This is a genomic window from Flavobacterium sp. 11 (assembly GCF_002754315.1).
GTDB lineage: Bacteria > Bacteroidota > Bacteroidia > Flavobacteriales > Flavobacteriaceae > Flavobacterium > Flavobacterium algoritolerans.
In genome coordinates, this window is sequence record NZ_PEFE01000001.1 from 3,329,627 (window position 1) to 3,347,026 (window position 17,400).

Here is a 17,400-nt window from a genome sequence, read left to right on the forward strand (position 1 = left end):
AAAAACATTCCAACAATAAAAAATCGTTAGCAGTAAATTTACTGCTAACGATTTTTTTTTTAACTGAGAACTGCGACTGAACACTGCCAACTGATTACTCCTCCTCTTTCTTAATCACTTTTCTGGCCACTTCAATTTTAAACTTCTTGCCTTTCATTTTTTCGTCTTTAATGGCGTGCAATAAATCTTTTACTTTATTGAATTTCACGGCAGCAAACGAAATAAAATCTTTGACTTCAATTAAACCTAAATCACCTTTTTCTAATTTTCCTTTTTGGGAAAAGAAACCGACAATGTCAATTTTATTCAGTTTGTTTTTCTTTCCTCCACTGATATAAATGGTTTGAAATTCAGGTGGTTTTGGCAATGAAGTGGAATTTTCCACATTCAAAACGCTCATTCCGTAATCGATATAATCCATTTTTTTCTCACTTTCATGAGCAATAATATACGCCGTACCAGAAGCTAACATACGTGCTGTACGTCCGTTTCTATGGGTAAATTCGTCTTCTTTAGATGGCAAATGATAATGGATTACGTGATTCATTTCGGGGATATCAAGACCACGGGCAGCCAAATCAGTAGTGATAAGATAGCTTACACTTCCGTTTCTGAACTGGATTAAAGCGCGTTCTCTTTCGTCCTGATCCATTCCGCCATGATAATACGTGGCGTAAATACCTTTTTCGTTCAAGGTATCGCTGATGCGTTCTGCAGCATCACGATGGTTACAAAAAACAATTGCCGACTGTGATTTCAACGAACAAATCAAGTTGAACAAACTTCCTATTTTGTCTTTTTCTTTTGAAACGACCATTTTCATGGAAAGATTCGTTTCGTCCACGTTTTCTGGAATGAAATCTAAAATAGTTGGATTTACGACTCTTGTATATCTTGGAATCTCAATATCGGAAGTGGCCGAAACTAAAACGCGTTTGTTCAGTTTCGTTAATTTTCCAATGATAAATGACATTTGCTCATGGAAACCCAATTGCAATGATTTGTCAAATTCATCCAAAATCAAGGTTTGAATTTTATCCACACGAAAAGTTCCTCTGTCAATATGATCTGCAATTCTTCCCGGAGTTCCCACTAAAACTGCTGGAGGATTGCTTAAATTCTTGATTTCAGTATCAATGGAATGTCCACCGTAGCACACATTTACTTTATAATCAGTTCCCATTTTTTTCCAAACCTGCTCAATCTGTAATCCTAATTCGCGTGATGGAACCAAAATCAAACATTGAACCGATTGGATTTCAGGTTGTAACATTTCTAAAATAGGCAACAAAAAAGCCAAAGTTTTTCCGGAACCAGTTGGCGAAAGCAATAAAACATTATTGTCATTCAGGATCGTATCTTGTGCTACTTCCTGCATTTCATTCAGGCTTTCGATGCCTAAATTCAAAAGTATATTGTTGGAATGGTGTTTCTTATTCATTTTGCAAAGGTAATTTTTAATTCTGAGTTATGAATTTTGAATTCTAAATTTTCATTTTTTTAAATCGGGAGCTTCCTTTTCTTACTATCATTTCTATTCCTATCGAAAAAAAGCTACATTTGAAATTCAATTTAAAAACCGAAATATGAGATTTTTCACATTCCTTTTTTTACTATTCTCCATCAACTCATTTGCACAAAAAACGAATAAATACGATACTTTTTTCGAAAAAGGAAATGGAAATCAATCCGCATCCTACCAGGAAACAATCGCTTATTATAAACTTCTGGCAGATGAATTCCCGACTATCGAAATGCAAAAAATGGGCTTGACAGACAGCGGCGAACCATTGCATATGGTTGTTTTTAATCCTGAAAAGCAATTTAATTTTGAAATCATCAAAAAAAACAAAGCGGTAATTCTGCTTAATAACGGTATCCACGCGGGAGAACCGGACGGAATTGATGCCAGTATGCAATTGTTTAGAGATTTGGCTTTGGGCAAAATAAAAGTACCAAAAAATACCGTTATCGTTTGTATTCCGGTGTATAATATTGGAGGTGCTTTAAACAGAAACTCCACTTCAAGAGCCAATCAGGATGGACCGGAAATCTATGGTTTTAGGGGTAATGCCAGAAACTACGATTTGAATCGCGATTTCATCAAGTCAGATACCCGAAACACCAAAAGTTTTGTGGACATTTTCCATAAAATAAATGCCGATGTTTTTATTGATAATCACGTTAGCAATGGCGCAGATTACCAATATAAACTTACCTACATTATGACCCAGCACAACAAATTAGGAACCGTTTTAGGTAATTTTTTAAATACCGAAATGATGCCTGCTTTGGTCAAAGATTTACAAGAAAAAGACATTGAGACCACACCTTATGTCAATGCTTTTCAGGATACTCCGGATAAAGGTTTTGGTCAATTTTTTGAAAGCCCACGATTTGCTACGGGCTATACTTCATTGTTCAATACCATTGGGTTTGTGGTGGAAACACACATGCTGAAAAAATACGCTGATCGTGTGAAAGTAACATACGAATACATGCGTTCCACAATTGATTTTACGGATGCAAATTATCAAAAAATCAAACAACTACGATTGAAAAATGAAGAGCAGTATAAACCAAAAAAAGCGTACCCTATAAAATGGGAAATTGACAGTACAAAAACGATTCCTTTTTCGTTTTTAGGCTATGAAGCCAGTTATAAGAAAAGTGATGTGACATCAGGAAATCGCTTGTTTTATGACCGTACAAAACCATACAAAAAAGATATTCCGTACAGCAAGGAATTCAAATCCGTAAAAGAGATAATCATTCCGGAAGCGTATATTATTCCAAGAGGATTTTGGCCGGTAATTGAATTATTAAAGAGCAATACTATCTCCTATCGCCAACTAAAAAATGATACTATAATTGAAGTGGAAAGCTATAAAATTGCCGACTTTAAAACAACAAGTTCAGCTTATGAAGGGCATTATTTACACCGAAACACTTCGGTAACCGCTAAAATGGAGAAAGTGGCTTTCGCCAAAGGAGATTACGTTATTCCTACTCAGCAAAAAGGAATCAAATATTTATTGGAAACACTGGAACCCGAAGCAATAGATTCTTTTTTCAACTGGAACTTTTTTGACACGATGTTACAGCAAAAAGAAGGCTATTCTGACTATGTTTTTGAAGATTCTGCTACACAGATTTTAAAAGAAAATCCAAAACTAAAAGCCGAATTTGATTTGAAAAAACAAAGTGACGTAAACTTTATCAATAATCCGGAAGCGCAACTGGACTGGATTTACAAACATTCTGTTTATTATGAAAAGGCACATTTACAATATCCGGTATATCGTATTTTAAAATAAAAAAAAGCTCCTATTTCAGGAGCTTTTCTTCTTCAAATAATAATTTTATGTTCTCGTAAGAGTTTTTTAACGCCTCTTTTATTTGTTCTGGATTCATCCAAGCTACCTTTTCGATTCCTTCTTCTAATTGCCCTTGTGGGGTTCCTTCAAAATCAGATTGCATTTCGAACCAATGCGTTATTTTTAATTTATATTTTCCATTACGTCTAAAAACGTGATATGTTTTTTGAAGTTTATGAGATATTGTCAATCCATTTACTCCAGTTTCTTCCTCTACTTCACGCATGGCAGTGGCATCAATTTCCTCCCCTTTTTCGATTCCGCCCTTTGGTAAATCCCATTTTCCATTTCTGAAAATGAACAAAACCTCGCCTTTTTTATTGTAAACTAAACCGCCACCAGCTTTGGCAACAGGGATTTTTGCTTTCAAAGTCTTCAAAATAACGCTTTCATCAGGATGATATAGGTAGGCTTTTTGAATTTTATTTTGAAAGATTTTTACTATAAGTTGCTCTATGTCAATACTTTCTAATAAAAACAATTGAAAATCCGTCTCCTTAGAGATGTGATTTGTCAAAAAAAGTGGTTTGTCGTTAACAAAAACTTTATACATTTGTACTATGATTTTTAATAAAGATACAGCCGAAAAAACAGCCGAATTTCTTTTGCAAATAAATGCAATTAAATTGAATCCAAGAAATCCTTTTACATGGGCTTCTGGATGGAAATCGCCTATTTATTGTGATAACCGATTAATCCTCTCATTTCCAGCCGTAAGGAATTACGTCCGGGATGAATTTTCCAAAAATATTGAGAAACAATTTGGTAAACCAGATGTTATTGCTGGTGTTGCCACTGGAGCAATAGGAATTGGAATGCTAGTAGCGGAAAGTTTGGGATTGCCATTTGTGTATGTTCGTCCAGAACCGAAGAAACACGGAAGACAAAATCAAGTGGAAGGTTTTTTACAAAAAGGACAAAATGTAGTTGTTGTAGAAGATTTAATCAGCACTGGAAGCAGCAGTTTACTTGCTGTAGAAGCTTTGCGCGAAGCTGGAGCTAATGTAAAAGGTATGGCCGCCATATTCACGTATGGTTTTGAAGTTGCTGAAGAAAACTTTAAAAACGCACATATCGATTTGTTTACATTGAGTAATTATCAAAATTTATTAAATTTAGCTGTTGCCAAAAGGTATATTACTGAGGAAGAAGAGCAAACTTTAAGAGAATGGAATGTGAGTCCGTCCACTTGGACAATTGAAGTTTAAAACAACCTAATAAATAAATACCACAAAGATGAACTTAGAAAGTCCAAAAGTCAGTGTTCAAAAATCAGCTCAAGAATTATTTGACTTGTTGAGTGATGTCAAAAATTTTGAAAAATTAATGCCTGAAAACATTGCTAAATTTGAAGTTATAGGTGACGATGCTTTTATTTTTGGATTGAAAGGAATGCCAGAAATTAAGCTTAAAATGAAAGAAAAAGTAGCTCCAAACAAAATTGTTCTAGGAGCGGCAAGTGATAAACTTCCATTTACATTGATAGCAAACATAGATTCGGTTTCGGACAATTCGAGTGATGTAAAACTTGATTTTGAAGGTGATTTTAATCCTATGATGGCAATGATGATAAAAGGACCAATTGGAAAATTTATCGAAACTTTAGCCGGAAATATGACTAAATTGTAAAAACTACATTAAATAAATATAAGAAACCCTTTCAGTACAAACCTGAAAGGGTTTTTTATTGAATTGCAACAATAAGCCATTAATATAACATTTGAATTTCTTTGATATCAAATTCAGCAATAGTGTCATCTTCCAGAAGAACCTGCAGTTTCCCAACTGAAGAAACTCCTTGAATAATTCCCATAAAATTTTGTTTCATTTGATTTGAAAAAGGCATTGGCAACCCTTTTTTATATAATTTATCACTATAAGCTGACCACAAAACGGCAGCATTGTGTTTGCATAGCTTCACATTTTTTTCTATTGCGTCACAAATGGAAAAAAGAAGTTCGTCTTTATCAAATTTAGCATCACAAATAACCGCCAAAGAAGAGGCTTTTGGTAAATTTTCGAAATTGGTTTGGTTCACATTAAGTCCTAAACCTACAATAGAAATAATGGTTCCGTCACTTTTGATACTGTTTTCAATCAAAATGCCACCTATTTTTTTGTTGTATGACATTATGTCGTTAGGCCATTTTATACTAAGATTAGGAATCTTAAACGATTCCAAAACTTCAATTACAGCAAGTGAAACCGCAATATTCAGGTTGAAAATCTGACAAATATCCTCCAAAAAATCCTTGACCAAAATACTCATTATTAAGTTTTTACTCGTCTCAGAGGCCCAAACAGCACCCATTTGGCCTTTCCCCATAGTTTGATTCTCAGCAGTTACAACAGTAAAGTTTTCTAACTCTTGTTTATTCGATAACCCTTTAAGGAATTCGTTTGTAGAATCTATGGCATCGAGTTTGATTAGTTTCATATACAGTTTTTTGTGAAACAGAATTTAATATTGTGTTAAGGTTCAAAAATAATCACAAAAAATGGTAACTTTACAAACTTATATATAAAAATAATTCATGGCGAAAAAGACTATAAATAATGACGTTCTATTGGCGAACATCATTAAGGGGATAGAAGAGGTAAAAGGAAATGATATTGATATTCTTGATTTAAGAGAGATAGACACCGCAGTTTGCGACTATTTCATCATCTGCAATGGTAATTCAAATACACAAGTTAACGCTATAGTCAACTCCATTCAAAAAACAGTATCCAAAGAATTAAAAGACAAGCCTTGGCATGTTGAAGGAACTGATAATGCAGAATGGGTACTAATGGATTATGTAAATATTGTAGTTCATGTATTTCAAAAACACATCCGTGAATACTACAACATCGAAAGTTTATGGGGCGATGCAAAAATAACTACCATTGAAAACAAATACTAAAGAAACATAACTCCTAGTAATGGCTAAAGATAATAATCCAAATTCGAATAAGTTTAAAATAAGCCCTTGGTTAATTTACACTGCAATATTATTAATTTTCTTGTTTATAAGTTTTATAACTGGCGGTTCTAGTTTAAACGAACCAGGTCAATTAACTTCTTCTAAATTTAACGATTATTTAGAAAAAGGCCAGATCGAGAAAGTTATAGTTTATAATAAAACAGAAGCTGAAGTTTTTCTTAATGCTACAGCATTGAAAGATGCAGCCCACAAAAAAGTTTCTAAAGACGTTTTTGACAGACCTAACAAAGGTCCTCATTATACTTTTGACATTGGTAACGATCAGATTTTCCAAAACAAACTGGAAAAAGCTGTTGCTGAAGGTAAATTGAAAGATTTTAACTTCTTACCAAAAAACAACTGGTCGGATATTTTAATCAGTTTATTGCCAATCATCATTATTATAGCTGTTTGGATATTCATCATGCGAAAAATGTCTGGTGGTGGCGCTGGTGGCGGTGGCGGACAGATTTTTAACATTGGGAAATCAAAAGCTAAACTTTTTGACGAAAAAACAGATATCAAAACTACTTTTAAAGATGTAGCTGGTTTAGAAGGAGCAAAAGAAGAGATTCAAGAAATTGTTGAATTCTTAAAAAATCCTGAAAAATACACTAATCTGGGTGGTAAAATACCAAAAGGAGCTTTACTTGTAGGGCCTCCAGGAACTGGAAAAACCTTATTGGCAAAAGCCGTAGCTGGTGAAGCGCAAGTACCGTTTTTCTCTTTATCAGGATCTGATTTTGTTGAAATGTTCGTAGGTGTGGGAGCTTCCCGTGTACGTGATTTATTCAAACAAGCCAAAGAAAAATCTCCAGCGATTATATTTATTGATGAAATTGACGCAGTAGGTAGAGCCAGAGGAAAAAGCAATATGTCCGGTGGAAATGACGAACGTGAGAATACGTTAAACCAATTACTGACAGAGATGGACGGTTTTGGTACTAATTCTAATGTAATTGTTTTAGCTGCGACAAACAGAGCTGATGTACTGGACAAAGCCTTAATGCGTGCAGGTCGTTTTGACAGACAAATTTTTGTAGACTTACCAGACATTCGTGAACGTGCTGAAATTTTCAAAGTACACCTTGCACCTTTGAAAAAAATTGAAGGATTGGATACTGACTTTTTAGCCAAACAAACTCCTGGTTTCTCAGGTGCTGATATTGCAAACGTATGTAATGAAGCTGCTTTGATTGCCGCAAGAAACAACAAAACTGCAGTTGACAAACAAGATTTCCTTGATGCTGTAGATAGAATTGTAGGCGGTCTTGAAAAGAAAAATAAAATTGTAACTCCTGATGAGAAGAAAGCAATTGCTATCCATGAAGCAGGACACGCAACCGTTAGTTGGATGTTGGAACATGCTGCTCCATTAATTAAAGTAACCATTGTTCCTAGAGGACAAAGTTTAGGAGCCGCTTGGTACTTACCAGAAGAACGTTTAATTGTTCGTCCTGATCAAATGCTAGACGAAATGTGTGCAACTATGGGTGGAAGAGCTGCTGAAAAAGTAACTTTTAACAGAATTTCTACCGGTGCTTTAAGTGACTTAGAAAAAGTTACAAAACAAGCCCGAGCTATGGTAACTGTTTATGGTTTGAATGAAAAAATTGGTAATGTTACCTATTACGATTCAACAGGACAAAGCGAATACAATTTCTCTAAGCCTTATTCAGAAGAAACAGCCAGAGTTATTGATGAAGAAATTTCATTACTGATTGAAGGTCAATACCAAAGAGCGATTCAAATATTAGAAGAGAATAAAGATAAACTAGATCAACTGGCAAATATCTTAATCGAGAAAGAAGTCATTTTTAAAGATGACTTAGAAGCTATTTTCGGAAAAAGAACATTTGATAAAAATCTTGAGGAAGTAGTATCTTAGAAAACATATAAAATATTTAATTATTTTTAAAATCTTAATTCAAAAACTACTTTTGAATTAAGATTTTTTTATCTTTGGACGTTTTCAAATAACAAATTATAGTATTTTACAAAAATATGAGTCTTTTTAGAAAAATTTTTGGTTCTAGCAATCCGGCTTCTGATGAAGATCAAGAAAGTGAATTTAGTAAATCCCATACTGATAATACAACCTCTATAGATGAAAAATTTATCTACAATTTTAAAAAAAATGGTGGTAAATTTTTGTATTGCGAAAACTCTGAAGAAGTAAAAGAACAATTTGAAAACATATTAGAAGAAAATGATTGGTTTGAAAGCGAAGTTTTATGCTATGAACCAAATCTTTTTGGAATGCTTGATGATAACAAACTTACCTACGACAAACCTGTAAATCCTAAGTTTCTTCTTGCAAGCTGTGAAAATTTGATTGCTGAGGAAGGTTCTATCCTTTTTTCATCAAAACAAATTAAACAAAACAAACCTAACGAATTACCTACCAATATTATCATTATAGCGAATACAAGTCAAATTCTTGCTGCAAAAAGCGATGGACTTAGTGCTATAAAAAAGAAATACGAAAGAGATTATCCTACCAATATTACTACAGTAAAATATTTCGAGAAAGCTAAAGAAGAAGATTTCACACAATACGGAAGTTCAGCAAAAAATCTATATTTATTGCTTTTAGAAGATCTTTAAGATGAATGAAACTCTAAAACGAGGTATATCAGGAGCTATTTATATTATACTATTACTCGCTTCTATTTTATATTCTACTGAAAGCTTTTTTATCCTTTTTGGTATATTTCTCATTATTGCAGTTTATGAATTTTGCAATTTAATCCAAATACATAAAGTATTTCCAATTCTTTTTGCAACGGCTCTATATACCATCGTAACTTTAGTAAGCCATTACAATAAAATCACTACTGATACTATTAATCAGGTCTTCAACACCGATTTAGAAATAGCAATCAATATTCAACAACTAGATGTCGTTTTATTGGTTATTGCATTAGTAGTCTCTATAAAATGTATCCTTTTTTTATTTTATGATAACATTCAAAAAATAAGTACTTCATCAAAATACCTTTACTTACTGGGATATATTATACTCCCATTTGTATTTATCACAAAAATTTCATTTGGTATAAATGATTACAATCCAAAAATCATAATTGGATTATTTATCTTAATCTGGACAAATGACACCTTTGCCTATATTGTAGGTAAATCTGTAGGTCGAACTAAATTATTTGAAAAGATATCTCCTAAAAAAACAATTGAAGGGTTCTTAGGCGGAATCGTTTTTGCAATTTTGGCGGGTTATTTAATATCTAAATACTACATAAAGGCTAATCCTGAATTCAGCGACAGATCAATCCTGATTTGGACTTCTATAGCCGTTATTGTTGGAATCGCAGGTACTATTGGAGACTTAATTGAATCCAAATTTAAGCGTATAGCGGGCGTAAAAGACAGCGGAAGTATAATGCCTGGTCATGGAGGTATACTAGATCGACTAGATAGTGTTATATTTGTAGCACCAATAATATTTTTATTTTATCAATTTTTAAACTATGTTTCATAAAGAAGGAACCCAATCTATTTTATTAGGCACTATTTTCACGGCTGTTGTCCTTTTATTGTCTGATAATTTCATTGATACCAACTGGATCAAAATGGCTATACAAATAGCTACTTTGTTACTTTTGATTATCATTCTGCAATTTTTCAGAAATCCAAAAAGAACAGTGGTAATCAATGAAAATCATATTCTTGCTCCTGTAGACGGGAAAGTTGTGGTTATTGAAGAAGTGTTTGAAAGCGAATATTTTAAAGATAAACGTTTGCAAATCTCCATTTTTATGTCTCCAATAAACGTACATGTTACGCGTTATGGATTAAGTGGAATTGTAAAGTTCAGTAAATATCATCCCGGAAAATTCTTGGTAGCATGGCATCCTAAAGCAAGTGAAGAAAACGAAAGAACTACGGTTGTCATCGAAAACAAAACATTTGGTGAGATTTTATACCGTCAAATTGCTGGAGCTTTGGCACGAAGAATCGTAAATTACGCCGAAGAGGGAATGCAAGTAATTCAGGGAACTGACGCTGGTTTCATAAAATTTGGTTCAAGAGTCGATATCTTTTTGCCACTAGGAACACAAGTAAATGTTGTACTGAATCAAAAAGCAATCGGAGGAAAAACTATTATTGCTACAAAATAAGCATGATTGAAAAAGATTTAGATACTCGATTTTTAGAAGCAGTAGAAATAGCTTCTGAAATGACGCAGGCATCTTTACCTCAAGATGTCCAATTGCGGCTTTATGCTTTTTATAAACAAGCAACTTTTGGGACTTTAGATTTAAAACAAACATCATCATACCATTTGAGAGATGCTTTTAAAACCAATGCCTGGATGCAAATTAGTCATCTAACTCCTGATCAAGCCAAAGAACAATACATAGAAATAATTAACACACTGATCAAAAAATAATACAAATTATGAAATCGCCTTGATTCCAAATCACAAACAGGGATGAAGAATGGCGATACCATATTATGCTAAAAAAATATTGTCTTCATATGAAAAAGCTAAATTTTTTAATTTCTGTTTTATTTTTATTTATCACTTTACTTTCTTGCAACAATAAGAAATTAACTGAAGTTGTTGAAGTCCCTTTACCTACAACCGAACAAACAGTTGCCATCATGGGATCTCCCGATGACATAAAAGCAGATGAAGGCTCTTTTCAGCTTGAAAAATTGCCTTACGCTTACAATGCTTTGGCACCAAGTATATCAGCTACGACTTTAGAAATGCATTATTCCAAGCATTACCTTACCTATACCAATAATTTGAATAAAGCAGTGTTAGGAACGCCTTTAGAAAATTTGACAATCGAAGAAGTATTGACAAAATTAGATCCTAACGATGCTGTGCTTCGTAACAATGCCGGTGGATTTTACAATCATTCCTTATATTGGAAATGTATGGCTCCAAAAGCAGGAGGCGAACCAACAAATGCACTAGCTGAAGCAATTAGTAAAGATTTTGGTTCATTTGAAAACTTTGTTACCTTATTCAAAGAGGAAGCTACAAAACAATTTGGTTCCGGTTGGGCTTGGCTTATTGTAGACAGATCTGGAAAACTTCAGGTGACCGGTACTTCAAATCAGGACAATCCTTTGATGCGAAATGCACTTATTCCGGGAACTCCAATATTAGCTTTAGATGTATGGGAACATGCTTATTATTTGGATTATCAGTACCGCAGAAAAAATTATATCGATGCATTTTTCAATGTAATCAATTGGAAAAAAGTAGAAGAAAATTACGATGCTACTTTGATCAAATAACTCACTAAATTCAAACTAAAAAAAATGCTGATATAATTTATATCAGCATTTTTTTATACAATAAACTATTCTTTTAGACTTCCTATTTTAACTGAGTCTTACTAAATATTTCAGACAATTAACGAATACTATTGCTCAGCACAACAATATCCATAGGTTTTATAGTCAACTTTTTGATTCCTTTTTTAGTAAAAACATCTTTGTATTTACCTTTATTCAAAATAGGATTCGTGAAGTTAACATTTTTATCACTTCGATTAATGATTACAATTACTTCTTCATCACCCAGTTTACGACTAAATGCATATATTTTTTCGGCATCATTTGTTGCAATCGTTGTGTAATTCCCCACTTTAATAGCTTTGTACTGATTGTGTAAACTAATGATTTTTTTATACCAATTAAACAAATCCGTATCGAAGTTTACTACATCTGCTTCGTGTTTACTTTGGTCGGGATTGAATATTTCCGGGTTATACTTTTTGTCATTCCATACCATCGGTTTACGACAATCAGGGTCATTACCACCCCACATACCTGCTTCATCACCATAATAAATCATTGGCGAACCTAAATATAATATTTGAAATGCAGCTATAAGTTTTTGCTTTTTCAATTGTTGTACAGTGGGTTTTCGAGCAATATAATTAGTATTATTACTTTTCTGGCTCCAATTAAAATACGCTCCCCAGTCACTAAATTTCTTCCCATCTGGGTTTGCAACCGCACTACCTATTCTAGTAGCATCATGGCTTCCAACCAGATTTTGCATATTCATTGCAACTCCTTCTCCAAATCCTTCACGCAATTCCTTCAATTGAGTATCAAATTGGGTAACAGAAATCCCTTTTGCATCTTGCACAAAAAAATCATGTACTAGGAAAGAAAAATTATAATTCATCGTAGCGTCAAATTCGTCACCGCTTAAATAAGGTTTTGTTTTTTCAATAGGATCAACTAATTCCGCCGTCAAATAAGCTTCGCTGTTAATTGATTTTACCAATTTTCGCCAATCTTTCCAAAAAGGATGTGCAATACAATACGCTACATCTAATCGCCAACCGTCAATTCCGTATTGAGCTCCTTTGTTCATAGGATTCATCCATCGTTTTGTAGCGTCAAAAATATATTGTTTTGGCCCCGAAACAATTCCTGTGTTATCCTCTTTAAACTCTGGTAACGTTTTTATACCAAACCATCCTTGGTATTCAAACTTGGTACCTTTTACAGCATCTTTCCAACTGTCAACCATGAACCAATCTTTGTAGGCTGATTTTTCTTGTTTTTCCTCCACATCACGAAAAGCAAAACTGTTTACTCCCAAATGATTGAAAACGCCATCAAAAATGATAAACATTTTACGTTTATGCACTTCATCAATAAGTTTTAGCGCCAGTAAATCTGCTTTTGTCCAAACCCATTTTTCTGGATTTAAAGGGTCTTCATTTGCAATTAATTTTTTATCACCTTCAGGATCTGGTCCAAATGATGGATCAATATGATGGTAGCACAATGCATCATACTTATGAGAAGAAGGCGCCCAAAAAACAGGATTCATATAAATAGCATTAATGCCTAATGATTGCAGGTAGTCCAACTTATCAATAACTCCTTGCAAATCTCCACCATAGCGTCTGCGTTGAAGATTGTAATAAATATCTTTACCATTTTTCTTTTCGTAAGGCTGCAATTCATACCAATCGCTTGTCCAGGGATGAATTTGAAAATCAGAAGTTATATCAAAAGGATATGCACCATCTTGATCATTCACTTTTGGATCGTTTGAAGGATCTCCATTATGAAACCGATCCGGGAATATTTGATACCAAACTACTCCTTTACTCCAATTAGGCGTAAAATCTTTTTGTGCAAAGGTTACCAAGGAAATTAAAAACAGTAAACAAATTGTGAATATTTTTGTCATCAAAAATGAGTTTAAAGATTTAAAAATTAATTTTAAAGAATGTCTTACAATTGATAAATAAACGATTCCGAAGGTGCGATTGTAATTTGTACTTTTCCTTCACCATTCAAAACTTTCAGTTGAACGGAACTTTTATTGTATAACTGATCTGTTAATGTGTAATTTCCATCTTTCAAATTCCATTTTTGAATGATATCTGAAGGAATTTTCAATTCGAAATTGCTAGTGGTAAGCCAAGAAAAATTAGTAACAACGATTAGTTTTTGAGTATCAGACCAACGTGTGAAAGCATAAATTCCAGGATCGTAGCCTTGAGTAGTTTGGCGATTTAATGTTTGAATTTCTTGGTATTTCCCCATCAAAGCCGGGCTGTTCAAAGAAAAATTCAATACTCTTTTGTAAAAATCACGCAACTCTTTTTCATCCTGCGATAATTGACCGCCATCAAATTTCCCTCCATTCATCCAACGCTGATGATTCGGAACTCCAATATAATCAAAGATTGATGTTCTGGAATGAGTTCCAAATCCTGCATTCTCATTTCCGGCCTCTCCTACTTCCTGACCAAAATAAACCATCGTAGGCGAAGTGCTTATGGTTGTTGAAACCACCATCAGAGGTTTTCCTTTTTGCGGTGTTCCCGCAAATTCCGGGCTAGCCAAACGCTGTTCATCATGATTGTCCAAAAAATGCAACATATGATGCTCAATATCTGCCATTCCGTTTTGTATGTCTGATAATCCATCAGGTAAAGATCTTCCTTGAATAATATCTTTTAATTTATCATAGGTTTCTACTTTATCATATAAATAATCCATTTTACCTAAATGAATGTAATTTCTATATTCCTTAGGATTGTAGACTTCGGCTAATAAAAAAGCATCCGGATTATTTACTTTAATGGCTGAATTCATATAACTCCAAAATTCATACGGAACCATTTCGGCCATATCAAATCTAAAACCGTCAACCCCTTTTGCGGTCCAATACAAAGCAATGTCTTTGAATTTATCCCAAGAATCCGGAACATCTTTTCCTTTCCAAAAATCGAAATGTTCCTGATACGATTTGGTATCAAAACCAGCCGGAAGTTCCGGGAAATCTTTAGAGCCATCCGGACGAATTCCGTAATTTACTTTTATGGTTTCGTACCAGTCATTCTTATCAGGTTTGGCTAAACGAGAACCGTTTCCAGTCCATTTTGCGGGACTTTCTTCAAATTTACCATCAATTAAAGGATTCTTTTCTCCATTTAACGGTTTATCCGTATCGGGAATTTCAAAGTGCGTATTTGGAATATAATAAAAGTTATTATCTCTTTTGTATTCAACAGTTGTATCATCATCAGCTCCAAAATCTCTAACACCTGCCGGATTACTTTTTCCTTCGTACTTACGTGCAATGTGATTCGGAACAATATCAATAATCACTTTTAATCCCGCTTTGTGAGTTCGCGCAATCAAAGCTTCAAATTCTTGCAAACGATTCGCAGGATTTACGGCTAAATCTGGATTTACATTGTAGTAATCTTTTACGGCATAAGGAGAACCTGCACGCCCTTTTACCACTTCCGGGTCATCATTGGAAATCCCAATATCCGAATAATCCCGTATCAAAGCATGATGCGGAACTCCGGTATACCAAACATAAGTAACACCCAAATCCTTTATTTCCCGTAATGCTGTATCCGTAAAATCGTTGAACTTCCCTACTCCATTTTCTTCAATGGTTCCCCAAGGTTTATTGGTAGTATTTTTATTTCCGAATAATCGGGTAAAAACCTGATATACAACTTCTTTTTTATTCGAGACTGACTCTTTCTGTTCTGCATTCATTTTTAAATCTTTTGTTTTACAAGCTGTTGCCAAAAGCATCACGCTTATCCCTGCAACAATAGTTATTTTTTTCATCATATAAAATTATATATCGATTTCAATTCTTTTGATAATAAAATGAGTATCAATTTTTAAATTTAATATTTTTTAAATAAAAGAAGTCTATATCGTTTGAAATTAAATAATTCTATGCACATAAGCAGAAACTACATCGAAGGAGTAAGGCCATTTGTTGATAACTTTAAAGAGAGACAAAAATAGCTTTTACCTCCTTTTTAACTAATTATAAATAAATCCTAATATAGATTAGGATTGTTTCCTTTTTCATAAATTTGACAAAAAATAAATCCATTGAAGAAATCAATATTTTTCCTTCCTTATTGTTTGATACTGCTTGTTACTAATTTAGTTTTGGCGCAAGCCCCAAAAAAAATTATTGTAGAAAACTCTGATTTTGCTGATGTAAACCAGGTAGAAATTCCGGATGCATTATTACTTATCGGAAACGTACGTGTCAATCATGATGGCGTAGTGATGACCTGTAATAAAGCGTATTATTTCCAAAAGGAGAACTACATCAAGGCTTTTGGAAATGTACAGATGGTGCAAGGAGACACTTTATTTCTAAACAGTAAATACGCGGAATACAATGGAAATGTAAAAAAAGCATATGCTTCCGGTGGCGCAGTAATGAGCTCCCCAGATGCGACTTTAACCACAGAAATAATTAATTTTGACCGAAATACCCAAGAAGTATTTTACGATACGCCAGGGACAATTACCAATAAAGACAATACGCTAAAAAGTAATTCAGGAAGATATTATGTAAAACAAAAGAAATTCCAATTCCTGACTGCGGTTACCATCACAAATCCAACGTATGTAATCAAATCAAATCACTTGGATTATTTTAGTAATTCAGGACATTCCTATCTTTTTGGACCATCAACAATTAACAGTAAAGCCAATTATATTTATACCGAAAAAGGGTTTTACGACACCAAAAAAAATCTGGCGCATTTCCTGAATAAATCCTACATCCGATACGATGACCGGGTGATTAAAGGAGACAGTTTATATTATGACCGAAACCGTGAATTTGCATCGGCAACACGCAATGTAAAAATAACGGATTCCATCAATCGCGGAATCGTAAAAGGACATTATGCCGAAGTGTATAAAAAACTGGATTCGATGTTTGTGACCAAAAGAGCCGTTGCGGTTAATTTTGTCGAAAATGACTCAGTTTACATCCACGGTAAAAAATTAATGGTTACCGGAAAAGAAGGAAACCGAATTATCAGAGCGTTCAATAATGTCCGATTTTTTAAAACTGATATGAGTGGCAAATGTGATTCGATTCATTCGAGTTCCAAAAGAGCTTTGACAAAAATGATTGGAAATCCGATACTTTGGAACGCAGAAAACCAAATCACTGGAGATGTAATGCATCTTATAGGCAATAACACCACTCAAAAACTAGATTCACTCAAAGTGCTCAATAATACATTTATAGTCTCCAAAGACACGCTGGGAACCGGCTATAATCAGGTCAAGGGACAAAATCTCTATGGCAAATTTGAGGAAGGAAAACTTCATGATGTCGATATTGTAAAAAATGCCGAAGTCATTTATTATATGCGGAATGAAGCACAAGAACTTATTGGTATCAACAAGAATGTAAGCAGTAAAATCAATCTTATTTTAGAAAAAAATGAGATCGAAACCATTACCTTTTTTCAGCAAGTAGATGGCGAAATCTATCCTGAAAAAGAGTTGCCGGAGAACGCACGAAAACTGCGAGGATTAGTCTGGCGAGGCGATGAACGAATAAAATCCAAAGACGATATTTTTCCGCCTGAAGAAAATGAAGACAATGATAAAATAGCGAAAGCAACCGAGGCCGCTGAAGCCAAAGAAGATACTCCTATGAAAATCAGGAAAGAAACCCTGAATTACGATAAGAAGAAAGGGAAAAAATAGTGTTCAGTCGCAATATTCAGTTTTTCTGAAAACGACTAAAC

The 17,400-nt window shown here is 33.9% G+C and carries 16 protein-coding genes; 11 read left to right on the forward strand and 5 right to left on the reverse strand.

The window, feature by feature from the left end; genetic code table 11:
- Positions 1-94: 94 nt before the first annotated feature.
- Positions 95-1,441, reverse strand: coding sequence for a DEAD/DEAH box helicase (locus tag CLV00_RS14435; RefSeq protein ID WP_099715841.1), 1,347 nt, complete (start codon positions 1,439-1,441; stop codon positions 95-97).
- A 145-nt stretch (positions 1,442-1,586) separates the two neighbouring features.
- Here CLV00_RS14435 and CLV00_RS14440 point away from each other — a divergent pair, with 145 nt between their 5' ends.
- Complete coding sequence (locus tag CLV00_RS14440; RefSeq protein WP_099715842.1) at positions 1,587-3,317, forward strand: M14 family metallopeptidase; 1,731 nt, start codon at positions 1,587-1,589, stop codon at positions 3,315-3,317.
- Positions 3,318-3,327: 10 nt separating this feature from the next.
- On the opposite strand, the gene CLV00_RS14445 is transcribed toward CLV00_RS14440, so the two are convergent.
- The gene (locus CLV00_RS14445; protein ID WP_099715843.1) at positions 3,328-3,930 is read right to left on the reverse strand and encodes an NUDIX hydrolase; all 603 of its coding nucleotides are present in this window, start codon (positions 3,928-3,930) and stop codon (positions 3,328-3,330) included.
- A 7-nt stretch (positions 3,931-3,937) separates the two neighbouring features.
- On the opposite strand from CLV00_RS14445, the gene pyrE reads away from it, so the two are divergent.
- Positions 3,938-4,585, forward strand: coding sequence for an orotate phosphoribosyltransferase (gene pyrE, locus CLV00_RS14450; protein ID WP_099715844.1), 648 nt, complete (start codon positions 3,938-3,940; stop codon positions 4,583-4,585).
- A gap of 28 nt (positions 4,586-4,613) precedes the next feature.
- Positions 4,614-5,006, forward strand: coding sequence for an SRPBCC family protein (locus tag CLV00_RS14455; RefSeq protein WP_099715845.1), 393 nt, complete (start codon positions 4,614-4,616; stop codon positions 5,004-5,006).
- A 79-nt stretch (positions 5,007-5,085) separates the two neighbouring features.
- Here the strand turns inward: CLV00_RS14455 and CLV00_RS14460 are convergent, their stop codons facing one another.
- A complete protein-coding gene (locus CLV00_RS14460) occupies positions 5,086-5,814 on the reverse strand; it encodes a biotin--[acetyl-CoA-carboxylase] ligase (protein ID WP_099715846.1) in 729 nt (242 codons plus the stop codon).
- Positions 5,815-5,911: 97 nt separating this feature from the next.
- Between CLV00_RS14460 and rsfS the strand changes: the two genes are divergently transcribed.
- The 7 genes from rsfS to CLV00_RS14495 all read left to right on the forward strand — a co-directional run bounded on the left by rsfS (position 5,912) and on the right by CLV00_RS14495 (position 11,617).
- A complete protein-coding gene (gene rsfS / locus CLV00_RS14465; RefSeq protein ID WP_039109645.1) occupies positions 5,912-6,283 on the forward strand; it encodes a ribosome silencing factor in 372 nt (123 codons plus the stop codon).
- Positions 6,284-6,302: 19 nt separating this feature from the next.
- Positions 6,303-8,231: an ATP-dependent zinc metalloprotease FtsH gene (ftsH, locus tag CLV00_RS14470; protein ID WP_099715847.1), complete on the forward strand. Its 1,929-nt coding sequence runs from the start codon at positions 6,303-6,305 to the stop codon at positions 8,229-8,231.
- Positions 8,232-8,347: 116 nt separating this feature from the next.
- Positions 8,348-8,950 carry an LUD domain-containing protein gene (locus CLV00_RS14475; protein ID WP_099715848.1) on the forward strand — a complete coding sequence of 201 codons (603 nt, stop codon included), beginning with the start codon at positions 8,348-8,350 and terminating at the stop codon, positions 8,948-8,950.
- A gap of 1 nt (position 8,951) precedes the next feature.
- Entirely contained in the window at positions 8,952-9,842 is an 891-nt protein-coding gene (locus CLV00_RS14480; RefSeq protein ID WP_099715849.1) for a phosphatidate cytidylyltransferase, read from the forward strand.
- Positions 9,832-10,482, forward strand: a complete 651-nt coding sequence (locus tag CLV00_RS14485; protein WP_099715850.1) for a phosphatidylserine decarboxylase family protein — start codon at positions 9,832-9,834, stop codon at positions 10,480-10,482. Before CLV00_RS14480 ends, CLV00_RS14485 begins: the two co-directional genes overlap by 11 nt.
- Before the next feature lie 2 nt (positions 10,483-10,484).
- A complete protein-coding gene (locus tag CLV00_RS14490; protein WP_099715851.1) occupies positions 10,485-10,754 on the forward strand; it encodes an acyl-CoA-binding protein in 270 nt (89 codons plus the stop codon).
- 89 nt (positions 10,755-10,843) lie between these two features.
- Positions 10,844-11,617, forward strand: a complete 774-nt coding sequence (locus tag CLV00_RS14495) for a superoxide dismutase (protein WP_099715852.1) — start codon at positions 10,844-10,846, stop codon at positions 11,615-11,617.
- A gap of 118 nt (positions 11,618-11,735) precedes the next feature.
- Here the strand turns inward: CLV00_RS14495 and CLV00_RS14500 are convergent, their stop codons facing one another.
- Positions 11,736-13,541 (reverse strand): glycoside hydrolase family 13 protein, encoded by a 1,806-nt coding sequence (locus tag CLV00_RS14500; RefSeq protein ID WP_099715853.1) that lies wholly within the window; start codon positions 13,539-13,541, stop codon positions 11,736-11,738.
- Positions 13,542-13,585: 44 nt separating this feature from the next.
- Complete coding sequence (locus tag CLV00_RS14505; protein WP_369800970.1) at positions 13,586-15,451, reverse strand: alpha-amylase family protein; 1,866 nt, start codon at positions 15,449-15,451, stop codon at positions 13,586-13,588.
- Positions 15,452-15,727: 276 nt separating this feature from the next.
- On the opposite strand from CLV00_RS14505, the gene CLV00_RS14510 reads away from it, so the two are divergent.
- Positions 15,728-17,359, forward strand: coding sequence for an OstA-like protein (locus tag CLV00_RS14510; RefSeq protein ID WP_099715855.1), 1,632 nt, complete (start codon positions 15,728-15,730; stop codon positions 17,357-17,359).
- Positions 17,360-17,400 lie beyond the last annotated feature (41 nt).

Excerpts from the sequence above, each read along its gene's own strand:
- rsfS (WP_039109645.1), top strand. The coding sequence starts at position 5,912 with ATGGCGAAAAAGACTATAAATAATGACGTTCTATTGGCGAACATCATT.
- pyrE (WP_099715844.1), top strand. The coding sequence starts at position 3,938 with ATGATTTTTAATAAAGATACAGCCGAAAAAACAGCCGAATTTCTTTTG.
- CLV00_RS14460 (WP_099715846.1), bottom strand. The coding sequence starts at position 5,814 with ATGAAACTAATCAAACTCGATGCCATAGATTCTACAAACGAATTCCTT.
- CLV00_RS14455 (WP_099715845.1), top strand. The coding sequence starts at position 4,614 with ATGAACTTAGAAAGTCCAAAAGTCAGTGTTCAAAAATCAGCTCAAGAA.
- ftsH (WP_099715847.1), top strand. The coding sequence starts at position 6,303 with ATGGCTAAAGATAATAATCCAAATTCGAATAAGTTTAAAATAAGCCCT.
- CLV00_RS14495 (WP_099715852.1), top strand. The coding sequence starts at position 10,844 with ATGAAAAAGCTAAATTTTTTAATTTCTGTTTTATTTTTATTTATCACT.
- CLV00_RS14505 (WP_369800970.1), bottom strand. The coding sequence starts at position 15,451 with ATGAAAAAAATAACTATTGTTGCAGGGATAAGCGTGATGCTTTTGGCA.
- CLV00_RS14480 (WP_099715849.1), top strand. The coding sequence starts at position 8,952 with ATGAATGAAACTCTAAAACGAGGTATATCAGGAGCTATTTATATTATA.
- CLV00_RS14485 (WP_099715850.1), top strand. The coding sequence starts at position 9,832 with ATGTTTCATAAAGAAGGAACCCAATCTATTTTATTAGGCACTATTTTC.
- CLV00_RS14490 (WP_099715851.1), top strand. The coding sequence starts at position 10,485 with ATGATTGAAAAAGATTTAGATACTCGATTTTTAGAAGCAGTAGAAATA.
- CLV00_RS14475 (WP_099715848.1), top strand. The coding sequence starts at position 8,348 with ATGAGTCTTTTTAGAAAAATTTTTGGTTCTAGCAATCCGGCTTCTGAT.
- CLV00_RS14500 (WP_099715853.1), bottom strand. The coding sequence starts at position 13,541 with ATGACAAAAATATTCACAATTTGTTTACTGTTTTTAATTTCCTTGGTA.
- CLV00_RS14435 (WP_099715841.1), bottom strand. The coding sequence starts at position 1,441 with ATGAATAAGAAACACCATTCCAACAATATACTTTTGAATTTAGGCATC.
- CLV00_RS14440 (WP_099715842.1), top strand. The coding sequence starts at position 1,587 with ATGAGATTTTTCACATTCCTTTTTTTACTATTCTCCATCAACTCATTT.
- CLV00_RS14445 (WP_099715843.1), bottom strand. The coding sequence starts at position 3,930 with ATGTATAAAGTTTTTGTTAACGACAAACCACTTTTTTTGACAAATCAC.